A 20,521-nucleotide genomic window follows, 5' to 3' on the forward strand; every position below is an offset into this window, starting at 1 on the left:
GTACGCGAAGGCCTGTGAGACGGCCGCCGGTGGCCGCCTCGCGAACGTCGTCGTCGACGACGACGGCGTGGGGTCGTCCTGTATCGACCACTTGAAGTCCCGCAACGCGGGTCGCGCGACGTTCCTGCCCATCACGAAGATGGACAACCGCGGCCTGCCGCGCAAACCGTCGCATTCGGGTGTCGTGGACTTCGCTCGCAACCTCGTCGACTACGACGCCCAGTACGAGTCCATCTTCTCGTACGTCCTCGGGTCGACACTCGTCGTCGAGGACATGCAGACCGCCCGCGATCTGATGGGTGACTACCGCATGGTCACCCTCGACGGCGACTTAGTCGAACGCTCCGGCGCGATGACCGGAGGGTCCGGTGGCGGGTCTCGCTACTCCTTCTCGAAGTCGGGCGAGGGACGCCTCGAACGCATCGCCAAGGAGATTACCACACTCGAAGACCGTCGCCGGTCGCTCAACAGCGAAATCCGCGACATCGACGACGACTTGGAAGACGCCCGTGGGCGGGCCTCCGACGCGGCAGATCAGGTTCGCGCGATTGAGCGCGAAATCGAAGACGCCGAGGAGGATATCGAGAACGCGGAGGCCGAAATCGACCGGCTGAACGACCGACTCGACGAACTCCAGTCGGAGCGTGAGTCGGTCGACGAGCAGATGTCCGACCTCGACGACGAAATCGCCGAGTACGACGAGAAAATCGCCACTGTCGAGTCCGACATTGAGGACATCGAGCGCGAACTCGCTGACTCCGAGATTCCGGAACTCACCGGCCGCGCCGACGAGATTCGCGCCGACATCGACGACTTAGAAGACCGGATGGGCACGCTCGATGGCCGCCTCAACGAGATTCAACTGGAGAAACAGTACGCCGAAGACGCGGTGGACGACCTCCACGACACGGTCGAGGCCGCCCAGAACCGCAAGGCCGAGGCGCGCGAGACAATCACGGACGCCGAGTCGAAGATAGAAGACCGCGAAGACGACCTCGAAGCCAAACGCGAGGCCGTCGCGGAACTCGAAGAGGAACTGGTCGACCTCAAAGATGACCGCCGAGAACTCCAAGGAGACCTCCGTGAGGCGCGCACCGCCCGCGACGAGAAGAAAGACCGCGTCAACGCCGTCGAATCCAAACTCGAGAGCCTCCAGTCTGCCGCAGAACGCCTCGAGTGGGAGATAGACGAACTCGAATCGCAGGTCGGCGACTACGACCCCGAATCGATTCCTGACCACAGCACGGTCGAATCCGAAATCGAACGTCTCACCGAAGAGATGGAGGCGCTCGAACCGGTCAACATGCTCGCAATCGACGAGTACGACGACGTGAAGGCCGACCTCGAAGACCTTCAAGAACGCCGTGACGTGCTGGTCGAAGAGCGTGACGCCATCCAAGAGCGCATCGAGCAGTACGAGTCGCAGAAGAAACAGACGTTCATGGAGTCGTTCGACGCCATCGCCGAGAACTTCACCGACATCTTCGAGCGACTCTCGAACGGGACCGGACACCTCCACTTGGAGAACCCCGAAGACCCGTTCGAAGAGGGGCTGACGATGAAGGCACAACCCGGCGACAAGCCGATTCAGCGCCTCGACGCGATGTCCGGCGGCGAGAAGTCGCTGACGGCGCTCGCGTTCATCTTCGCCATCCAGCGACACAATCCCGCCCCGTTCTACGCACTCGACGAAGTCGACGCCTTCCTCGACGCCGCGAACGCCGAACGCGTCGGCCAGATGGTCGACGACTTGGCCGGCGACGCGCAGTTCGTCGTCGTCTCACACCGTTCTGCCCTGCTCGAACGCGCCGAGCGCGCAATCGGTGTGACCATGCAAGGCGACAACGTCAGCGCCGTCACTGGCATCCAGTTCGGCGGCGGTGAGGGCGGTGACTCGGAAGACGGAGCCGGAACCGACGGTGATGCTGGCGACGATACCAGCGGCAGCGACGGCCCCGACGACGGAGACGGCGACGGTGGTGACGGCGGAGACGGGACCGTGACGGAACCGGAGGTTCCGGCGGATGACTGACGACATCCCGGAACTCAACCTGACGCGGGACCGCGGCGAGTCCGACGACAGTGAGACGTTTCAGTTCTCTGGCGACGCGGCTTTCGACGACGAGGGGACCGACGCACCCCAAGCGGGGTCGGTAGACGACGTCCTCCCAGACGACGTGTCAGAGTCCGACGACGACGAAGTCGAACCCGTCGAACTGCTCGTCCAACTCGCCAAAGAGGGAGACATCGACCCGTGGGACATCGACATCGTCGAGGTCACGGACGCTTTCCTCGAACGACTCGACGCGATGGACCTCCGGACCACCGGGCGAGCACTGTTCTACGCGAGCGTCCTCTTGCGGATGAAGTCGGACGAACTCCTCGCACCGGACGAACCGGACGAAGAGGAACTCGAGCCGTGGGAACTCGCCATGCAGGGCGGCGCAGAGGGCGACCATCCGGACGACGACGGCGCCCCCGGATTCGACCCCATCGCGTCACTGGAAGCGGAGATGGACCGCCGCCTCGAACGCAAACATGCCCGTGGGTCGCCGGAGACGCTGGACGAACTCGTCCACGAACTCCGCGAAGCAGAGCGCGGGTCGTGGTGGAAGCGCCGGCGTGAGTACGACACCTCCGAATCACCCCGAGGGTTTTCTCGCGGGACGCAGACGCTCGACTACCACGCCGCGGGCGACATGCGCGGCGCTGGCGAACCGACAGAAGACGACGTGACCGGCACGGCCCACAACGAGGACATCGAAGCAATCGTCGAGGAAGTCGGCGACGTGCTCGCAGAACACTACGAGAAGGGTCGCGACGAGGTGCTCTTCCGAGAGATTCGCCACGTCGCAGACACCGTGATGACGACGTACCTCGCGCTGTTGTTCCTCGCACACAGGAGCACTGTCTACCTCCAACAGGACGAACTGTTCGGTGACCTCTGGATACGGAATCCCGAGGTGTTCGACGCCTCGCCCGACCACGATGCGACGCTAGATGGCGAGACAGACGGTGAACAAGAAGTCGAAGCAGTCGCCGACGACTGAGGACGTGGTACTGTCGACGACTGCAGGTTTCGGTGGTTCTGCTTACGACAGGTGGGCAGCAACGTCTGTCGAGGAGACCATCCCGACGTAGTCGTCGTCGACGACCGGGAGGTGTTTGATACCGTAAGTGGTCATCATCGCGGCGACTTCTTCCATGTAGAGGTCAGGGGTGGCAGTTTCGACATCGGTCGTCATCACGTCAGTCACCGGTAACTCCGAGACGTTCTGGCCGTCTGCGACGGCATCGAGTACGTCCGTACTGCTGATAATCGCCCGTGGCGTGGTCCGGACGACCAGGGCGCTGATATCCTTCTCACGCATCTGCTGGGCCGCCTCCCGTACCGTCGCGTCCTTCGAAATCGTCTCCAGCGGTGTGGACATCACGTCTTCGACTTTGACTCTGTCAGTAGAACTCATTCCGTAGACGACGGGGCCGGAGGGTTATGAACGTTCACCCATCTGTGAGTACACGTTTGCACCGTCGTCTGTTCTCGGTGTGAGGTGTCCGCAGAAAGATACCCGTTCCGCCTGTCGAGACACCCGTCCTCACTCACTCACTCACTCGACGTACTGCTCGATGAGTGGTGCGAGTTTCTCCTTCGTCTCCGCTGGGATGGCCTCGTCGGGTGTGTTGATAGTGCCTTCGAGGGCGGAGTGACTGTCCGTCTCGTGGTCGTCGGGAATCTTGCGGATGGCGGCCTCGACAGTCTCCTTGATTGCTTCCTCGTTGGCGGCGGCGTTCTTCAGCACCTCGTCGAGGGTGACTTCGCTCTCTTCCTTCCACACGTCGTAGTCGGTGACGCCGGTGATGGTCGCGTAGGCGATTTCAGCCTCGCGAGCGAGTTTCGCCTCTGGAATCGTGGTCATGCCGATGATGTCCCACCCTTGCGCGCGGTAGTGTTCGCTCTCGGCTTTCGTGGAGTACGATGGGCCTTCGATGCAGACGTAGGTTCCGCCTTCCTGCACGTTGGCGTCCGTCGCTTCTTCTGCCGCCTCGGCGAGGATGGAGACGAGTTCTTCGTCGTACGGCATCGCGAAGGGTTGGTGGACGACGATTCCCTCGTCGAAGAACGTCAGGGGGCGGTGTTTCGTGCGGTCGTAAATCTGGTCGGGGACGACGAGCGTCTGCGGTGGCAGGTCTTCTTTCAGACTGCCGACGGCGTTGCTGGCGAGGATGTGCGTGACGCCGAGTTTCTTCAGTGCGAAGATGTTCGCACGGTACGGGAGCGTCGTCGGCGAGTGCTGGTGGTCGGGTCCGTGTCGTGGGAGGAAGACGACTTCGCGGCCAGTGTCGCCGAACTCACCAACGATTGGTGTCGTGGAGGGTTCGCCGAAGGGTGTGTCGACCGGTTCTTCGCGCGTGTTCTCGAGGGGCAGTGCTTCGTAGATGCCGCTGCCGCCGATAAATCCGATTTTCATACCCGAACGAGGGGGAGAGCGCACAAAATCGTGGCGAATCGGCCTGTTCGGTGTGGACGACTACACGACGACGCCGGCGTCGAGGAGGAAGATGAGGACCGAGAGTATCGGGACGCTGAGGAGCGTCGTCGCGAAGACGGCAGCGGAGACGAACTCCGCGAGGTTGACCGTCGACCCACTCGTGTCACCGAACTCACCGACGAGGATGAGCGGCGTCACCGCGGCGGGCATCGCCGATTCGAGGACGAACGTCCGCGCGACGATTGGCTCGCCAAAGCCGGCGACGAGAGCGATTCCGACCGCGATTGCGGGTGCGACGACCATCTTCAGTCCGGCGACGAGGCCGACTTCTCTGAGTGTCGACCCGAGGTCAGCGCCGGCGAGTTGGATGCCGAGGATGAGGAGCATGACCGGAATCGAGGAGTCACCGACGAGTTTGAGCGTCTGCATCGCGGCGATGTCCGTCGGTGGGACGACGCCAAGCCACCGGGCGGCGAGTGCTGCGACGACGGCGTACACGAGCGGAATCCTGAGGACACGAGTGATACCGACGCGCCACGCTGCCGGGCCGTCGTCACCGCCGGATGCACCCCGTCCCGCGATGTAGACACCGACCGTGTAGATGAGGACGCCCTGGACGGCGAGGTAGACGACAGCAGTGGAGCGTCCGGTGTCGCCGAAGGCAAAGGAGGTGACTGGGATACCGTAGTTTCCCGAGTTCGGGAAGGCAGAGACGAGGACGAGTGCGCCGAGGAGGGGTTCCGAGAGACCAGCGAGTCGGGCGATACCGCCGGCGACGAGAATCATCACGACGTGGTAGACGACGACACCGACAGTGATGGTCGCCAGCGTCGAACCGGCGAGTTCGGTCGTCGCGAGGCTATAGAAGACGAGTGCCGGCGCGAGGACGTACACCGTCACGGTGTTGAGAGGGTCCGGGTCGATGTCGCGGGTCCGCCCTAAGAGGAAGCCAACTGCGCCGATAGCGAGAATCGGCAGCAGGGCCGTGACGAAGATAGACAGAAGCGACATGGCTGTGGCGACGGCGGTTACACTCACCAACGTTTCGCTTCTCTCGCGAAACAGTCGGAGGCCGAACGGTTTCGGTCTCCTTACGGCGGAGATTCGGCGCGCTGATTAGGCACCGACGCCGTCGTTTTCGAGGAGACGCCACGCACCGTCGCCAGTGGATTCGACGACACCGCGTCGTTCCATCTCCGTGATGACTTCCTCCATGCGGTCGGGTTGGGCAATCTCCATCTCGATGCGGTCGACGTCGTGGTACTCCGAGAGGTAGTGACGGATGTCGTCGAGTTCGAAGGTCTCTTCGTCGGCCTTCGACATGACACCCGAGGTGAGGTCTATCATGTCCTCGATGAAGTTCCACGGGTAGACGACCCACGCCCACTCTTCGAGACGCTCGCCCACGTAGTCGGGTTCGAACTCGCTCGTCTGGAGGAGTTGGAGCGTCGCGGTGCGGACTTCGCCCGCGTTTCTGTCGGTCACGTACTCGTACGCGCGCTTGATGGACCCGCCGGTGTCGGCGATGTCGTCGATGATGAGCACGTCTTTGCCTTCGACGCTTCCCTCTGGCATCGGGTAGCGTACTTCTGGTTCGTTGGACTTCTGAGCAGTGCCGACGTAGTGCTCCATCTTGAGGCTCGTCAGGTCGTCGAGCCCGACGAAGTCACAGATACAGCGCCCCGCGAACCAACCGCCGCGTGCCAGCGCGACGATGACCTCGGGTTCGAACTCGGACGACTTCACGTCGTCCGAGACGTCACGACAGAGTCCGTAGATGTACTCCCAGTTTGTGATGGTGCACTTAAATTCGTCGGGGAGATTGCCCATGTCTTCGGTTCACCGTCCGTAGTGGGGAGCCTGACGCCCTTTAATCTGTACGACTCGTCCCGAGGGTGTGGAACAGTCACAATGCGTGAATCATCCGATTATGATACCATTAACGTCGAATTTGTCACGTCAGGAATTTCATAACGCATGCTAACAAGGGTCATAGTTATAGTGAGTCGGGGAGTACCCGAGTTCGTTGGTGATCAAACAATGCACACGTGCGGTAACTGTGGTGAGTTCGTGTCCCGAGATTTCGTCCGCGTCTTCGGCAACGATATGGACGAAGTCGTCGGTTGTCCCGCCTGCATGAACATGCGAGAAGTGATGCAGGGCGACGGTGCTGCTGCCCAGAGTAGTCGAGTCCGGTGGACTCGTGCGTAACAGGGTTCCTGACTGACGCACCCCTCTGGTCCCCGCATCGCCTCTTTCGACCCTCCATTTTCACCCGCTGACGGAGAGTGACCGACTGCCGACCCACGGGTTTGATACAGTGTCGTGTAGTGCGCACTCCCATGGACCGCCGACGCGCCCTTCTCGTCGACGCATTTACGACCGAACCACTGTCCGGAAATGTCGCCGGCGTCGTCCCCGACGCCGACGGACTCGACGCAGAACAGATGCGCGCCGTCGCGGCCGAACTCGGCGCGAGTGAGACAGCGTTCGTCTGTTCCTCGGCGAGTGCGGACCGTCGAATCCGCTACTTCACGCCGACACAGGAGATCGACCTCTGTGGCCACGCGACCATCGCAGCGCACGCACACCTCGCGGCCGAACGCACCATCGAACCGGGGACGCACACCCTCGAGACGAACGTCGGGACACTCGACATCGAAATCGGTGAACTCGGAGAAGTCTGGATGACGCAGGACACGGCGACGGTTCGTCCACTCGACGTCGACTACGACCGAATCGCAGAGATGTTGGGCGTCGACGTGGCTTCCCTCCGCGACGTCGGTGCCGACCTTCCGGTCGCCCTCGCATCGACGGGCCTTCCCTTCGTCGTCGTCCCGGTGAACTTCCTCGAACACCTCTCTTCGGCCGCGCCCGATATGGATGCCATCGCGGAGTTCGCCGCAGAACACGACGCTGCGGGTGTCTACGCGTTCACCTTCGACGCCATCGACGCCGACTCGACTCTCCACGCCCGTTGTTTCGCGCCGGGTGTCGGCATCACCGAGGACCCCGCGACTGGCACCGCCAGTGGTGCCTGCGGTGCGTACCTCCGACAGGTCGGGGCGTTCGACTCGGTCCCGGACGAACTCCGGTTCGAACAGGGCCACTTCGTGGACCGGCCGAGTCTCGTCCGTGTCACGGTCGGTGAGCAGATACGAGTCGGTGGTCGTGCGGTGCAGTCGCTCGATGGAGAAGTGACGATTCCTGAATTCGACACCGACGACATCATCGAGGCGTAACGCCCCAGATACCGACAGTCGGTGCTTCGACTGCGTTCCGAGGGCGGACGCCTCGACCAGCCCGAAGTGGACGCTTCGGTCGGGACGAGATGTGTGCTTCGGCCGTTCGCTTCCGACGGTGCTTACCCGATGTACCGCAGGTCGTCGTCGCTCGGCAGTCCCTGTTGTTGCTGCTGCATCTCTTGAATCTTCGCAGCGACTTCTTTCATCTCCTCTGCCCGGTCTTCGAGGGCTTCGAAGTCGACGCTGAACTCGAGGAGGTCCTGCAACACCTCGATGACGACCTGTGCGCTGTGCGGGTCGACGAGGTAACCGCTCGTCTCGCCCATCAGGCACGCCGCTTCGAAGCCACGGCGACCACCGAGGCCGAGGAGGAGACCGGAGACGCCGACGATGCCGCCTGCCGGCTCGCCGTCGCGGAACTCGACGCCGACGTCTTCGAGTTCGTCGAGTTGGGATTCGTCGGTGACGGCCCCGAGGACCGACGGTTCGTCGACGAGTTCGCCGGTGGGGACGCCGCCCAGCGCGAACAGTCGTTCGGCACCGAACTCCTCGGCCACGTCGAGGAAGGCGTCGGTGAGGTGGTAGTGCCCCTCGTTGGACTGTGCCTGGTGGTCACCCGTGAGTAAGAGGAGGTCTGGACCCTCACCGGGCGTCTCGACGGCGTGGATTTCTGCGTGGGTCAACTCGGCGACGCCGTCTTCGAGTCCGACCTGTGGGGGGAACACGTCGGCGTAGATGCGCCGGACCAACGTCGCGTCCTCGAACTCTTCGAGCAGGTGCTCGACGGCGAGTTTCCCGACGTTCCCGACACCCGGAAGCCCCTCGACGAAGACCGGATTCGAGAGGTCGGCCTCTGCGACTGCCTCGATTTCGATGTCGTCCATGCACGTAGTGCCGAACGCACCGGTTAAGAGGGCGTCGGTAGCCGAACGGTCTCGACTCCTCGGCGGCGGCGCACTACTCGTCGGCAGTGCGTCGCTTTCGCGCACGCCGGTACTCGCCGTACGTGTCCTCGGGGTTGTACGGTGCGGGCGCGCTATTCTCTGTGGGTGCGTCGCACTCCGGACAAGAAGAAGAGAGCGTGTACACCGGGCGGTCGTGGCGGCCTCGCCACGCGCTACACACCCGGATGTCAGATTTCATTACTCGTCGTCGCCGCTTCGTTCGCGGTGGTACGATGCGGTGCCACCTTTCGACTCGATGGCTTCGCGGGCGCGGGCGACGCTCGCGTCGAGTTCTGATTCAGCGGTCTTGTAGTCGGGCGCTTTCACCTTGATGCGGTACTCGGGTGCGCCGACGTAGGTGACCGTCAGTTCGATTTCGTCGCTGACTTCGCCGTCGCCTTCGGCGGCCTTCAGCGCCTCTTTCACGTCGTCGACGCCGTCGCCCGCGGGCGAACGCAGGTCGACGTAGCCGGTGACGTTGACGTACGGCACCGAGACGTTCTGTCGTGCCGTGTCGACGATGACGTCGATTTCGTCGTCGTCGAGGTCGACGTCTTCGAGTGCTTCAGCGCCGTGGATGGCGGCCTGCTCGAATCCGTCGTAGAGCGAGTCGTATTCGGCGAGCAGGGCGTTCGCAATCGCACCGTACTGCTCGTCGTCGATGTCCTCGCCGAACGCGAGGGCCATCCACTTGTCCGCCTTCTGCTCGTTCTTCCACTCCTGAATCTTCTCTTTACGCTGGTGCTCGTTGACGTCCTTGATAGAGAGGTCTATCTGCTGGGAACTCTCGTTGACCTCGAGCACCTTGGCGACGACCGTCTGTCCCTCGCGGACGTGGTCGCGGACGTTCTTGATCCATCCGCTGGCGACTTCGCTGATGTGGCACAGGCCACGTTTGTCTTCGTACTCTTCGAGGTCGACGAAGACACCGAAGTCCGTAATGTCGTCTACCTTTCCGACGACGAGTTCGCCGGAGTCAGGCCATCCGCTGTACTTCATGAGGAATCCTCCGGGACGTTACGCCTCTAGTTCGTCGCTCTCGCGACGCTCGACCGTCTCGACGACCTCGCCGTGGAACTCGGCGTTTCCGCCGGTCGGGGTCGCGAGGGTCGTGCCACAGACGGCACAGTTGACGACCGAGGAGGCCTTTCCGAAGACGATTTGTTCGTTTTCACAGTCACTGCACGCGACTTTGTAGAAATTTCCTGCCATGTGTTTACTCCTGGAATTCGAGACGGCCTGCTCGCCATCCCTTGCGCATGTGCGCCTTGCCACAGTCCGAGCAGATGTACTTCAGGTGGGTCTTCTTCGTCGGCTTGTCGCCACCGGGCACCTTGGAGAACTTACCGGCGTTACCGATGGTCGCCTTTCCGCGTCGGGTCTGACGGGCGTTCCACTTCATGCCGGTCGGACGGCCTTTGCGGACTTTCTCGACTTCGTGCTCGTGGTGGCCCTTACAGTTGGGGCAATACGTGTTGAAACGGCGTGGCATCTGCATAGATATCGACCTTGTGGAGGGATTTGGTGTCGCCCGTTAAAACCCGTTTGGTTCGCCGCGACGCCCAGACCCGCGTTCGACGCCGTCGCGGGGCGCTGTGGCACGTGTGGGCAGACCACGAGCCGAGCCGACCATCAGCACTCGGAGACGCCCACTATTCGGAGGGGTCGGTCGTCGAGCGCGGGCACGCCGAACAGAGAATTCTCGGCTGGAGTCCCATCTGCAAGGCGGAAGCCGAAGCGATTAAGCAATGACTGTGCCAATCCCGGCACATGAAGAAGCTCATCATCCACGGCGACCCCGGCATTCGGCGCGACGCCGTCATCAACTACGACGGCGAAGAGTACGTCTGCTTCTCCATCGACCGTCAGGGCGACTGGCACGGTCCGGACCGCGTCCAACTGTGGTGCACCGTCGGGACCGAGGACGAGCGCGAGGCATTCGAGAAGCGCGAGTACGTCCCTCACTGGCTGGAGACCGAGGGCGTCGACGCTGAGGCTATCGAGGTCGTTCGTAAGAGCGGCCAGGTCGCCTAAGGCAGCCTCGCTTCTTCTACTTCGTAGACCACGACCGACCCCGAGCGGTGCACCGGCGTCAGCCACGGGACGTCGGTCGCTATCTCTCCGTAGCGCGCGCGTTCGCCCGGGCCGACCCAGACGTACTGCACGTCGTAGCTCTCGATGAGGCGCGCCCGGGTCGACTCGTTACCCACGTACATCGCGTCCACGTCGCGGACCCGGTCGTAGTAGGCGTCGGGGCCGCGGTAGCCCACTTCGTGTGCCCACCCAGCGACTGTCGGCACGCCGGTGAGACTCGATTCGGGGTTCCCGCGCCACGCGTACATGACGTACTCTCGTTGGTCGTCGAGCGTCGCGGACCACTCCGTTCCGGGCGCTGTGAGGATGGTCGGCGTCCCCTCGACGTCTTCGTCGAGCCACGTTATCGCCGTGTCTTCGTCTGGGTGGTACCACTCGACGAACGCCGTCGCGTCGAGCGTCGTCTCTTGACGAGGGTTTTGTGTGTGGTCGGCGACGGCGAGGCCGGCGTAGACCGACGTGGACGCGACGAGCAAGGCGACGACGGCGATGCCGACACCGCGAATCGCGCCTGCGCGGACGTGAAAGTCGATTTTCGGGAGCGACAGGTCAGTCGTGTCGGCCGCGTCGCGGACGAATCTTGCGAGGACCGGCCCCATCGCGCTCCCCCAGAGGACCCACACCTGCATGTAGGTCTTGAACACCGTGTTCATCCGCCCCGGCCCAGCCTGCTCGTTCACGAAGACGACTTCGACGAGTGTCACGAGACCCGCGCCGGCGACGACGAGCACGGTGTCGAACGTCGGATTGTCACGCAGTCTGAGGAGGACCCACCCGACGACGACGAACGGCACGACGAGTGCAAGCGCCGCGAAGGAGTGTACGACTGCGACGGCCGTCACGGCGACGAGGCCGACGACGACCGGTGCGACCTGTCGTGCACCGAGTTCTCGCGCGTAGTGGAGCGCGAACGCGCCGATGAACGCCCCGTGAACGAGCAGCAGGACGCTGAAGCCACTTCGCTCGGCCGGCGCGAGAATCTCTATCGTCCGGGTGCTCCCGCCGCCGGCGACACTCCCGAGGAGGAACGGACTCGCGAGAACGACGGCGAGGACACCCGCGAGGCCGACGACGACTGTCGTGCCGACGAGTCGAGCCACCTCGCTGGTGACTGGGGTACGCTCTGCGACCGTTCGGAGGCGCTCACGACCGGGAAGAAGTGTCCACGGGCGTGCGGGCGCGAAGACCATCCCGAGGAAGAGGACACCGAACACAGACGGGAAACTCCACGTATCGACGACCACTTGCAGTCCGCCAACGAGGGCCGTGACGCCGACGAGACGACGACGCTCCCAGACTGCATCTTCGGGGGTCGAGAAGTACGCGAACGCGATGCCGGCGGCGAGGAGCAAGAACGGCGTGCCCATCATGTGTGCGTGGAGGTCCCCGTTGAGCCACGCGAACAGTGGGAACTCGTTGATAGTGCCGGGGATGACGCGACTGGCGTCCCAATACGAGAACTCGTTTGCCCCCGCGAGAAGCTCCGAGACGGTGTACCGTGAGCGCTCGGCGACGGATTGCGCGAGTGGCCGTCGGAACCCTTCGGGGAGAGCGAGAATGAGGAAGCGGCCTGCCGTGACGAGGTTGCTGGCGAACCCGACGAAGAACGCGGCGAGGAGGCCACCGAGCACGCCGTCCGCGTCGGCGGCGGCCGAGATACTCCGCCCGAGTTCGAACGCCGCCGTGACGAGGAATCCGAAGAACCCCGCGAGTGCGAGGTTGTAGGCGAACTCGGGTTCGGTCCCTGTGAGCCACGCCAAGAGAATCGACACGAGGTGGCCGCCGTAGTAGTAGCGAACTGGTTCGCCAGCGAACCACATGTCTTCGGGGGGCAAGACCGTCGCACGAGAGAGCGACTGGAGGAGACCGAAGTCGAGGAACTTCTCGCCACCGCCGGCGTGGACGGCCGGGTCGAGTGCGCGGAGGGCAACGGCGAACAAGAAGGCGACGACGAACACTGCGGCCGCTTCTGCGACTGCTCGCCTGTCGATGTCGAGGTCGGACGCGAGACGAATCTCGCCGTCCCGGAGTGCAGAGCGGTCGAGACCGGTCAGTGCCGCCGCAGCGACGAGGACGCCGAGACCGACGAGGAGTGCGGCGGGACCGAACGAGAGGTGGCCGACGTAGTAGACCGGGAGGGTCACGACCACGAGCGATACGGGGAGCGTGAATCCAGCGCCGTGACCGGGGAGGCGGCGGAACAGGCGGGTCGAGAGCGGAAGCCCGACTGCCCAGAGGGCCGCGAACATCACCAGCCAACGGACCACGAGGGCGTACTCCATCTGTCCGAGGAAGGTTCGGCCGACACAATACGTGTTGTGGATGACGTGTGCGCGCGAGAGCGGTTTGCTTTTTACCCCGTTCGAAGAATGGTCGTGCATGTCGCAGTCTGTCGGGGTCGTGGTCCCAGCCTATCGACCGAACCCCGATCGTCTGGTCCCGTACGTCCACGCCCTCGTCGAGGAACTCGACCCCGAGGTGGTCCGAGTCGAACTCGACGCGCCGCGGTCGGCGACCCTCGACGCCCTCGATTCCCTCCCCGCAGTCGTGACTGTGAACCCCGTCGACGCCCGCCGCGGAAAGGGCGCGGCCATCACCGCGGGGTTCGAAGCCCTCGACACCGACATCCTCGCGTTCGCGGACGCCGACGGGAGCACCCCTGCCGAGTCCATGGCACGGGTCGTCGACGCCGTCCACGACGGCGCTGACCTCGCAGTCGGGTCCCGACGCCACCCGGACGCAACCGTCGCCTCGCACCAGACTGTCGCCCGTCGCTATCTCGGCGACGGGTTCGCGTGGTTGGCACGCCATCTCACCGAGGTTCCACTCTACGACTACCAGTGTGGCGCGAAGGCCATCACCGCAGACGCGTGGGCCGACGTGCGGACCCACCTGTACGAACCCGGATTCGCGTGGGACATCGAACTCATCGCCGTCTCGGGCGCGTTCGACCACCGAATCGTCGAAGTCCCGGTCGTCTGGGAAGACCAGCCGAATTCGACCGTCTCACCCATCGACACGACGCTCAAGATGGGTCGTGGCCTCCTTCGGTCACGGCACCGCGCGCGGACGATTCGAGAGGACAGACTCCACGAGTTCATCGCCGCCCGCAACGACGAGCGAACCCTCGTCGAGGACGCCTCGTGCGAGGTCATGGATGACTAATCGGTTGTCTGCGCTCCTCTCTGGTGCCCGCTTCGGGAAGTTCGCCTCTGTCGGTGCTGTCGGCGCGATGTTCGACCTCACGGTGAGTAGCCTGCTCATCGTCGTCTTCGACGTCGTCGGCGAGGTTGCCAAACTCGCCGGCGCGGAAGTCGCCATCGTCGTGATGTTCGTCATCAACGACCGCTGGACGTTTGCCGATGCGGGGTCGGACCACCTCCTCGCGAAGGTTCGTCGGTTCGTCAAGTCGAACCTCGTCAGGAGCGGTGGCCTCGCCGTACAGGTGCTCGTCGTCCGCGCACTCAGAGAGGTTCCGCTGACGATTCCCGTCGCCGGTGTGGACCTCTGGCAACTCATCCCGCTTCCCATCGCAATCGGTGCGTCGATGTTCCTGAACTACGTCGCTGAGAGCCTCTTCACGTGGCGTATCGGGGCGGGTTCACGTCACCGTGACTCACGGTGAAAATTGCCACACGGCTAGCGAAACAGAAGCCTTAACAGTGAACGTCGCTTTTGTTGATTCAGCGGGATGGGATAGCCAGGAGATTCCGCCGGGCTCATAACCCGGAGATCGGTAGTTCAAATCTACCTCCCGCTATGTTTTTGCCGACCTCAACTCCTGAACGTCGAGTCTCGTCTCGGCGTGACCCACGAGGTCGGCCGCATGGCTCAGTAGATTTGAACCAGGGAGCAACGCGAAGCGTTGCGAGTGAGGTTCAACTCTACAGATTAGCAAGGCGAATGCCTCGGGACCACGAGAGACTGCGTCGACCGAACCACTTGACTTGGGAGTGAAGTTGATACGCTCCTTTACTTTCACTCTACTTGGCAGAGAGTTTTGAACGAGGACGACATATCAAGAATTGCGTAGAAAATGACCGACGGTAAGGCCCTCGTCAAGACTCTGGACTTCCAACTCAATATCCAGAGTAACAACGAGAGCCTGTTGTACGACGCCTGTCTCGAATCACGGTCGGTGTACAACGAAACCATTCGTCTCGCCAAACTGGGCATGGACTGGGACGCAATCCCCGACCATGTTGCTGACGACGCAGACCTCGTGAAGAACACAACACAGCGCGTTGTCGACAAGGCGCTCGGCGCGATGAAGAATTACTACGAGTACGAGGACTTCGGCCAGCCGAGTCACACCAAAGACGGTGTGTATCCGCTCCGATCGAACTACGAGGAAGGGTACAACCTATCGCTCACTGATGACGGTGACGTGGCGTTCCGCATCAGTGCAAAGCCCTACAAGCACGTCAAGGGTGTCCTCAAAGGCGAGGACGCTCACATCGGCATTCTCAAGACAGCAATCGAAGGTGATGAGTGGAAGATAGGGACGGCAGAAGCCTTGTTCCACGACGGCACCCCTGAGTTGCACGTCAACGTCACCAACACCAAACGGACTGTCCGAGACAAGCAGGACTCACGGACCGCCATAGGTGTGGACGTGAACGAAGACAACGTGGCTCTGGCTGCACTCTCGGAAGATGGTGTCGAGGACACGCTTGTTATCGACTTCCCAGAAATCAAATTCGAGCGCCACCGCTACTTCACGATACGGAAGCGCGTCCAGAATGTGGGGAAGAGTAGCACTCACGACACGCTCAAGGGACGTGAGGAACGATTCGTTCGCGACCGACTTCACAAGGTGTCTCGACACATAGTGGTGTGGACCCAGCAGTTCGAGAAGCCGTGCATCGTCTTTGAAGACCTCAAAGAGATGCGCGACTCGATTGACTACGGTACGCGTATGAACCGACGCTTGCACCACCTCCCGTTCCGCACCCTCCAATACTACACGTCGTACAAAGCGTCATTTGAGGGGATTCCGACCTCATGGATTAACCCCGAGTACACGAGTCAGCGATGTCCTATGTGTGGATACACAGAGAGAGCGAATCGCAACAAGAAGCGATTTAAGTGCCGGTCATGCTCCCACCAAGACCACGCCGACCGTGGTGCAAGTGTCAACATCGCTGTGAAAGGCATCGAGAAACATCAGAACTGGAATGTGCCTGCTCTCAACAGTCTTCCCATTGTTAGGAAGGTGCGACGGCAGGCATCGGGAGCTGTGGACGCTCCGACCGTGACCCACGACACCGTTCGAGGTTATCAGACCGATGGTGCCGCGGGGGTACCTGACTAATCCACGGGAAGTCACGGGTCACCGGAAGACGGTACTTTCCGGGATGACGAGACGCATTCGCGTCTCGAACTGGTTGACCCCGAGACGGTTCACCTCCCGCTACTCTCCTGAAAACTACACACCTAAGCGGCGTCTCTTGTCCCGCCGCGACGACGTGTTTGTCTGGGAATTGCATCAGGTAGTTTGAAAGAGAAAACCGAGCGTAGCGAGGTTCGTTTTGTTCAAACCTCCCTCTTGCTATTCCCAATTACTTTCGTGGGGTGGAAAAGGCATTTCAGCAAACATGATTATCTCATGTAGTATGGATTGATTCATGAGTGTCGACAGTTTCAGTGAAGAAGAGATTCTAATAAGAATCTGGTCTGCTTCGTTTTCGGCATTCATAGCCGTATTTGCAGTATACCTCCTTATCTGGCTCTCCATCGGTGTGAGTATATTCGTACCCGGTGGGGTTGTTGGGCCAGTGATTGTCAGTTTAGTGCTAGGTTATACCATCTTTGACTGGTTGTCGAGGCAGAGCCATAGCCTCGTGTCGGACTTTTTTTCTGTAACTCGGTCCAAATCCAACGAATTAGTTTCAAGCAATACTTGGAAAGAGATCCTCCTGATGGGGCTCATATCTACTTGTTTTTTATATTTCCCCGTTGTTGTTCCGTTATTCTCTACACAAATTGGAGTTCTTCCTAACCGAAACTGGATCTCTATTTTATTGAGCCCACATTATGCTCCCCAGACTCGGTTACTATCTATATTTGGGTATTTACTGGGTGTGGCTGGCCTTCTAATGGCCATCTCTGGCTTGGGTTTCTCTTACTATCGTGCTCGGAATAAAATCAGAGATAGTTCACCCTAAAGATCATCCACTTCCGAAGGTGATTTTCCACCCCACTCCAACCTCACCCCAATGAGCGACTTGGAACGAATCTGTGGTGTCGACGACGTTCCCGAGGACACGACGTTCCTCTTTCGCGTCCGCGACGACGACGGGGAAGAACGTGAGGCCGTCCTCGTGCGGACCGACAGCGACATTCACGGGTGGTTGAACTACTGCATGCACCTGACGCACATCAAACTCGACAAGGGGTCGGGTGCGGAGATGCGCAACGGCGAGATAATCTGCGAGAACCACGGTGCGTACTTCGAAGCGGACTCTGGGTACTGCAACTACGGCCCGTGTCAGGGTGCCGTCCTCGAAGACTTGGACCTCACTATCGACGGCGACCACGTGTTCCTCTCCGACGACGACTTCTCGTTCGAAGGAACCGGCGCGATAGAGACCGACCCCGCAGACCGCAGTTCGAAGTCGAACGTCGAATTCTGAGTCAGTCGCGATTACTCGGATGCGACACTGTCGTCGCGCGACTCCTCGTAGTGCTGTCGCTCCACGTAATCGTCGTAGAGGCGTGAGAGGAGCTTCGTCACGGGACCGTCGCCGACCGAGATGCCATCGACCGTCTCGATGGGGCGGAGTTCCCACGTCGAGTTCGTGAGGAACGCCTCGTCTGCGTCGCGCACGTCGTCCGGGGTGAAGCGTCGTTCGCGAATCGGGATGCCCTCCTGTCGAGCGAGGTCCAAGACGACTCGTCTGGTGATACCCGGCAAGACGGGACCGTCGAGACTCGGCGTGCAGAGGGCGTTGTCGGCGACGAAAAACAGGTTGCTCGTCGCGCCTTCGGTGACGTATCCATCCGAATCGAGCATGAGCGCTTCGTCAGCGCCCGTGACGCGGAGTTCGACGCGCGCGAGGATTCCATTAAGGTAGTTGTGAGTCTTCGCCCGTGCGGGGATGGCCCGGTCAGGGATTCGGCGGGTTCTGACCGTCTGGACAGTCGCCGGGCCGTCCCAGACTGGGTCCGAATTGCGACCACCGCGCGATAGGGGTTCGACGATGACGACGACTCGCGGGTCGACGTCTTCGGCGGGTGTGAGTCGCCCCGGTTGTGACCCGCGGGTAATCGAGAGTCTGACGTACGCGTCTTCGAGGCCGTTGGCTGCGAGTGTCTCGTCGATTCGTGCTCGGAGGTCGTCGTCCGAGAGGCCGTGGTCCATCCCGAGGACGTCGCACGTCTCGGCGAGGCGGTCCGCGTGGGGCTCCCAGTGGAACACGTCGCCACCGTAGGCACGGAGCGTCTCGAAGGCGGCGTCGCCGTAGAGGAACCCGCGGTCGGTGACTGGAATCGACGCCTCGTCCGCCGGGACGAGTTCGCCGTCGACGTAGTACCGCCGTACTGCGTCGTCGTCACTCATGATTCGCCCCCCGCACTTGCCACGTATCTGCGACTGGTGACTCCCCAGCGGCGAGGGCGACGAAGTTGCGGACGATGGCTTTGCCCGACTCGGTCAGGATACTCTCGGGGTGGAACTGCACGCCGACGTGCGGCTTTTCGCGGTGGCGGACGCCCATCACGACCTGCGTGCCGTCGGCTCCGACGGCCGATTCAGTGTCGGTCTCGTCCTCGTCACCGACCGTGGACGCGGTGACGACCAACTCGTCGGGAATGTCGTCCAGCTCGACGGCGAGTGAGTGGTAGCGACCGACTTCGATTCGGTCGGGGAGGCCGGTGAAGACGCCCTTGCCGTCGTGTTCGACGAGCGATGGCTTTCCGTGGACGACTTCGGGCGCGTGGCCGACGTGGGCACCGAGGGCCGCACAGAGCGACTGGTGGCCGAGACAGACCCCGAGTGTCGGGTAGTCGAGGTCACGGAACGTGGGGATAGAGATTCCGGCGTCCGCGGGGGTTCCCGGCCCCGGTGAGATGACGATTCCGTCGGGGTCGATGTCGCGGATGTCGTCGGTCGTCAGGGCGTCGTTTCGGTACACGTCCACCTCGTCTGCGAACTCGCCGACGTACTGGACGAGGTTGTAGGCGAACGAGTCGTAGTTGTCGACGACGAGGATGCGCGTCATCGGTCCGCACCCACGGTCATCTTCGCGCGTTCGCCGAGTGCCTCGTCGATTGCAGTGACGAGTGCGCGGGCCTTCGCCAACGTCTCGTCGTACTCACTGTTCGGGTCGGAGTCGTGGACGATACCCGCGCCGACGCGGAGGTGGTACTCGTCGCGGTAGCGCACGAGTGTCCGGATGACGATGTTCAACACCGCGCTGTCGTCGAATCCGATGGCGAACATGCTCCCGGTGTAGGGTCCACGACGAGTCGATTCGAGTTCGTCGATAATCTCCATCGTCCGGGGCTTGGGTGCACCGGTGATTGTCCCGCCGGGGAACACCGCCGCGATGGCGTCTGCGAGCGTCGTGCCTTCGCGCCGCTGCCCTTCGACGAGCGACACGAGATGCATGACCTCGGAGTAGCGGTCGACACGGCGGTACTCGGTCACGTCGACTGACCCGTACTCCGAGACCTTTCCGAGGTCGTTTCGCTCTAGGTCCACGAGCATGGCGTGCTCGGCCCGCTCTTTTTCGTCCGTCGTCAGGTCGGCTTCGAGTCGCTGGTCTTCCTCCGGCGTCGCCCCTCTGGGCCGGGTTCCGGCGATGGGTTCCGTGACGAGTCGGTCGTCGTCGATTCGAAGGAGCAGTTCGGGACTGGCACTCACGAGGTCGAGGTCGGGGAGTTCGAGGAGACCCGAGTACGGCGCGGGGTTGACCGCGCGGAGTGCCGCATACGCATCCACGGGATGAACCGCCGCAGGTGCGACGAGTCGCTGTGAGAGGTTCGCTTGGAAGGTGTCGCCGTCGCGGATGTACTGTTTCGCCGCGCGAACACGGTCGGCGAACACCTCGCGCCCGCATTCACTTTCGAACTGCGCTTCGTGAGACGCGACGGGCGCGTCGACCGGTCTGGGTGTCCCGTCCACTGCGTCCTGTGCGAGTCCCATCGCGCGCTGGCGTGCTGTGTCGTACACCTCGTCGAGGTCCGACCCCGTGGGAATTCGGGGACAACAGGTGATTCGCAGGAACGTGTCGTCGCCGTCGTCGGGACGCGGTTCTTCCCACGAGGCGACGAGGTCGTACACGCCAAGTTGCAGGTGTGGGAGGTGTCGGTCGTCGGTCGTGTGGTCGGAGAGCGCTTCGAGTTCGCGGGCCACGTCGTACGAAAGCCAGCCAAACAGGCCACAGGGGTACGGAACGTCGCACTCGCCGCGGACGAGTGTCTCGGCGTCGACGAGTCCTTCGAGCGCGGCGAGCGTCGGCGCAGTATCGTCTCTGGAGACGGCGTCCGACCCAACAGTGAGACGTTCGACGGGGTCGACGCCGAACGCGCCCCACCCGGATTGGCCGCCGGTCGTCTCGTAGAAGAAGCCACCAGCGTCCCGTCGGCTACGCCGATAGGCGTCGAAGGGGTCCGAGACGCGGACCCGAACTTCGACGGGGACGCGCGCGCCGTCGGGGGCCGACGCCGCAGTCGCGCGAAAGTCGTCGCGGTCGGTGACGACGGTCGGTGCGGTCATTACTCGCACCAATCGGCGCGTCGGGTA

At 62.3% G+C, this 20,521-nt stretch carries 22 protein-coding genes and 1 tRNA gene; 10 read left to right on the top strand and 13 right to left on the bottom strand.

The window, feature by feature from the left end; genetic code table 11:
- Both smc and AUR66_RS11980 read left to right on the top strand, forming a co-directional pair.
- On the top strand, positions 1–2,032 hold a 2,032-nt coding region (smc, locus tag AUR66_RS11975), incomplete at its 5' end, for a chromosome segregation protein SMC (RefSeq protein WP_082682196.1).
- Entirely contained in the window at positions 2,025–3,050 is a 1,026-nt protein-coding gene (locus AUR66_RS11980) for a segregation and condensation protein A (protein ID WP_058572601.1), read from the top strand. The genes smc and AUR66_RS11980, both read left to right, overlap by 8 nt.
- 42 nt (positions 3,051–3,092) lie before the next feature.
- Here AUR66_RS11980 and AUR66_RS11985 read toward each other — a convergent pair whose 3' ends face one another.
- From AUR66_RS11985 to AUR66_RS12000, 4 genes are all read right to left on the bottom strand, one after another.
- Positions 3,093–3,467 carry a CBS domain-containing protein gene (locus tag AUR66_RS11985; protein ID WP_197409763.1) on the bottom strand — a complete coding sequence of 125 codons (375 nt, stop codon included), beginning with the start codon at positions 3,465–3,467 and terminating at the stop codon, positions 3,093–3,095.
- 141 nt (positions 3,468–3,608) lie between these two features.
- Complete coding sequence (mtnP, locus tag AUR66_RS11990) at positions 3,609–4,469, bottom strand: S-methyl-5'-thioadenosine phosphorylase (protein ID WP_058572602.1); 861 nt, start codon at positions 4,467–4,469, stop codon at positions 3,609–3,611.
- A 60-nt stretch (positions 4,470–4,529) separates the two neighbouring features.
- A complete protein-coding gene (locus AUR66_RS11995) occupies positions 4,530–5,501 on the bottom strand; it encodes an AEC family transporter (RefSeq protein WP_058572603.1) in 972 nt (323 codons plus the stop codon).
- 105 nt (positions 5,502–5,606) lie between these two features.
- Positions 5,607–6,320 carry a phosphoribosyltransferase gene (locus AUR66_RS12000; protein WP_058572604.1) on the bottom strand — a complete coding sequence of 238 codons (714 nt, stop codon included), beginning with the start codon at positions 6,318–6,320 and terminating at the stop codon, positions 5,607–5,609.
- Positions 6,321–6,530: 210 nt separating this feature from the next.
- On the opposite strand from AUR66_RS12000, the gene AUR66_RS22015 reads away from it, so the two are divergent.
- Both AUR66_RS22015 and AUR66_RS12005 read left to right on the top strand, forming a co-directional pair.
- Positions 6,531–6,701 carry a DUF7563 family protein gene (locus AUR66_RS22015; protein WP_449271636.1) on the top strand — a complete coding sequence of 57 codons (171 nt, stop codon included), beginning with the start codon at positions 6,531–6,533 and terminating at the stop codon, positions 6,699–6,701.
- 131 nt (positions 6,702–6,832) lie between these two features.
- Entirely contained in the window at positions 6,833–7,732 is a 900-nt protein-coding gene (locus AUR66_RS12005; protein ID WP_058572605.1) for a PhzF family phenazine biosynthesis protein, read from the top strand.
- A 122-nt stretch (positions 7,733–7,854) separates the two neighbouring features.
- Here the strand turns inward: AUR66_RS12005 and AUR66_RS12010 are convergent, their stop codons facing one another.
- From AUR66_RS12010 to AUR66_RS12025, 5 genes are all read right to left on the bottom strand, one after another.
- Complete coding sequence (locus tag AUR66_RS12010) at positions 7,855–8,619, bottom strand: proteasome assembly chaperone family protein (RefSeq protein ID WP_058572606.1); 765 nt, start codon at positions 8,617–8,619, stop codon at positions 7,855–7,857.
- Positions 8,620–8,692: 73 nt separating this feature from the next.
- Positions 8,693–8,878 (bottom strand): RNA-protein complex protein Nop10, encoded by a 186-nt coding sequence (locus tag AUR66_RS20625; RefSeq protein WP_082682197.1) that lies wholly within the window; start codon positions 8,876–8,878, stop codon positions 8,693–8,695.
- Entirely contained in the window at positions 8,878–9,678 is an 801-nt protein-coding gene (locus AUR66_RS12015) for a translation initiation factor IF-2 subunit alpha (protein WP_058572607.1), read from the bottom strand. The genes AUR66_RS20625 and AUR66_RS12015 overlap by 1 nt, the downstream gene beginning before the upstream one ends.
- 18 nt (positions 9,679–9,696) lie before the next feature.
- On the bottom strand, positions 9,697–9,891 hold the full coding sequence (locus tag AUR66_RS12020; RefSeq protein ID WP_058572608.1) for a 30S ribosomal protein S27e: 195 nt from the start codon (positions 9,889–9,891) through the stop codon (positions 9,697–9,699).
- 4 nt (positions 9,892–9,895) lie between these two features.
- Positions 9,896–10,177 carry a 50S ribosomal protein L44e gene (locus AUR66_RS12025; RefSeq protein WP_058572609.1) on the bottom strand — a complete coding sequence of 94 codons (282 nt, stop codon included), beginning with the start codon at positions 10,175–10,177 and terminating at the stop codon, positions 9,896–9,898.
- 272 nt (positions 10,178–10,449) lie between these two features.
- Here AUR66_RS12025 and AUR66_RS12030 point away from each other — a divergent pair, with 272 nt between their 5' ends.
- A complete protein-coding gene (locus tag AUR66_RS12030) occupies positions 10,450–10,713 on the top strand; it encodes an HAH_0734 family protein (RefSeq protein ID WP_058572610.1) in 264 nt (87 codons plus the stop codon).
- Here the strand turns inward: AUR66_RS12030 and AUR66_RS12035 are convergent.
- A complete protein-coding gene (locus AUR66_RS12035; RefSeq protein WP_058572633.1) occupies positions 10,710–13,055 on the bottom strand; it encodes a DUF2298 domain-containing protein in 2,346 nt (781 codons plus the stop codon). The two genes, AUR66_RS12030 and AUR66_RS12035, sit on opposite strands and share 4 nt — an antisense overlap.
- 97 nt (positions 13,056–13,152) lie before the next feature.
- On the opposite strand from AUR66_RS12035, the gene AUR66_RS12040 reads away from it, so the two are divergent.
- From AUR66_RS12040 to AUR66_RS12060, 5 genes are all read left to right on the top strand, one after another.
- Positions 13,153–13,938 carry a glycosyltransferase gene (locus AUR66_RS12040; RefSeq protein WP_058572611.1) on the top strand — a complete coding sequence of 262 codons (786 nt, stop codon included), beginning with the start codon at positions 13,153–13,155 and terminating at the stop codon, positions 13,936–13,938.
- Positions 13,931–14,398, top strand: coding sequence for a GtrA family protein (locus tag AUR66_RS12045; RefSeq protein ID WP_058572612.1), 468 nt, complete (start codon positions 13,931–13,933; stop codon positions 14,396–14,398). The genes AUR66_RS12040 and AUR66_RS12045 overlap by 8 nt, the downstream gene beginning before the upstream one ends.
- 60 nt (positions 14,399–14,458) lie before the next feature.
- Positions 14,459–14,533: transfer RNA gene (locus AUR66_RS12050), tRNA-Met, on the top strand.
- A gap of 276 nt (positions 14,534–14,809) precedes the next feature.
- Positions 14,810–16,087: an RNA-guided endonuclease InsQ/TnpB family protein gene (locus tag AUR66_RS12055; RefSeq protein ID WP_058572613.1), complete on the top strand. Its 1,278-nt coding sequence runs from the start codon at positions 14,810–14,812 to the stop codon at positions 16,085–16,087.
- A gap of 904 nt (positions 16,088–16,991) precedes the next feature.
- Positions 16,992–17,408 carry a Rieske (2Fe-2S) protein gene (locus AUR66_RS12060; RefSeq protein ID WP_058572614.1) on the top strand — a complete coding sequence of 139 codons (417 nt, stop codon included), beginning with the start codon at positions 16,992–16,994 and terminating at the stop codon, positions 17,406–17,408.
- An 11-nt stretch (positions 17,409–17,419) separates the two neighbouring features.
- Here AUR66_RS12060 and AUR66_RS12065 read toward each other — a convergent pair whose 3' ends face one another.
- The 3 genes from AUR66_RS12065 to AUR66_RS12075 are packed head-to-tail and all read right to left on the bottom strand — an operon-like array spanning position 17,420 to position 20,494.
- Entirely contained in the window at positions 17,420–18,334 is a 915-nt protein-coding gene (locus AUR66_RS12065; protein ID WP_058572615.1) for an aminotransferase class IV, read from the bottom strand.
- Positions 18,327–18,995 carry an anthranilate synthase component II gene (locus tag AUR66_RS12070; RefSeq protein WP_058572616.1) on the bottom strand — a complete coding sequence of 223 codons (669 nt, stop codon included), beginning with the start codon at positions 18,993–18,995 and terminating at the stop codon, positions 18,327–18,329. The genes AUR66_RS12065 and AUR66_RS12070 overlap by 8 nt, the downstream gene beginning before the upstream one ends.
- On the bottom strand, positions 18,992–20,494 hold the full coding sequence (locus AUR66_RS12075) for an anthranilate synthase component I family protein (protein ID WP_058572617.1): 1,503 nt from the start codon (positions 20,492–20,494) through the stop codon (positions 18,992–18,994). The genes AUR66_RS12070 and AUR66_RS12075 overlap by 4 nt, the downstream gene beginning before the upstream one ends.
- Positions 20,495–20,521 lie beyond the last annotated feature (27 nt).

Origin of the sequence: Haloferax profundi (genome assembly GCF_001469865.1) — an archaeon.
Taxonomy (GTDB): domain Archaea; phylum Halobacteriota; class Halobacteria; order Halobacteriales; family Haloferacaceae; genus Haloferax; species Haloferax profundi.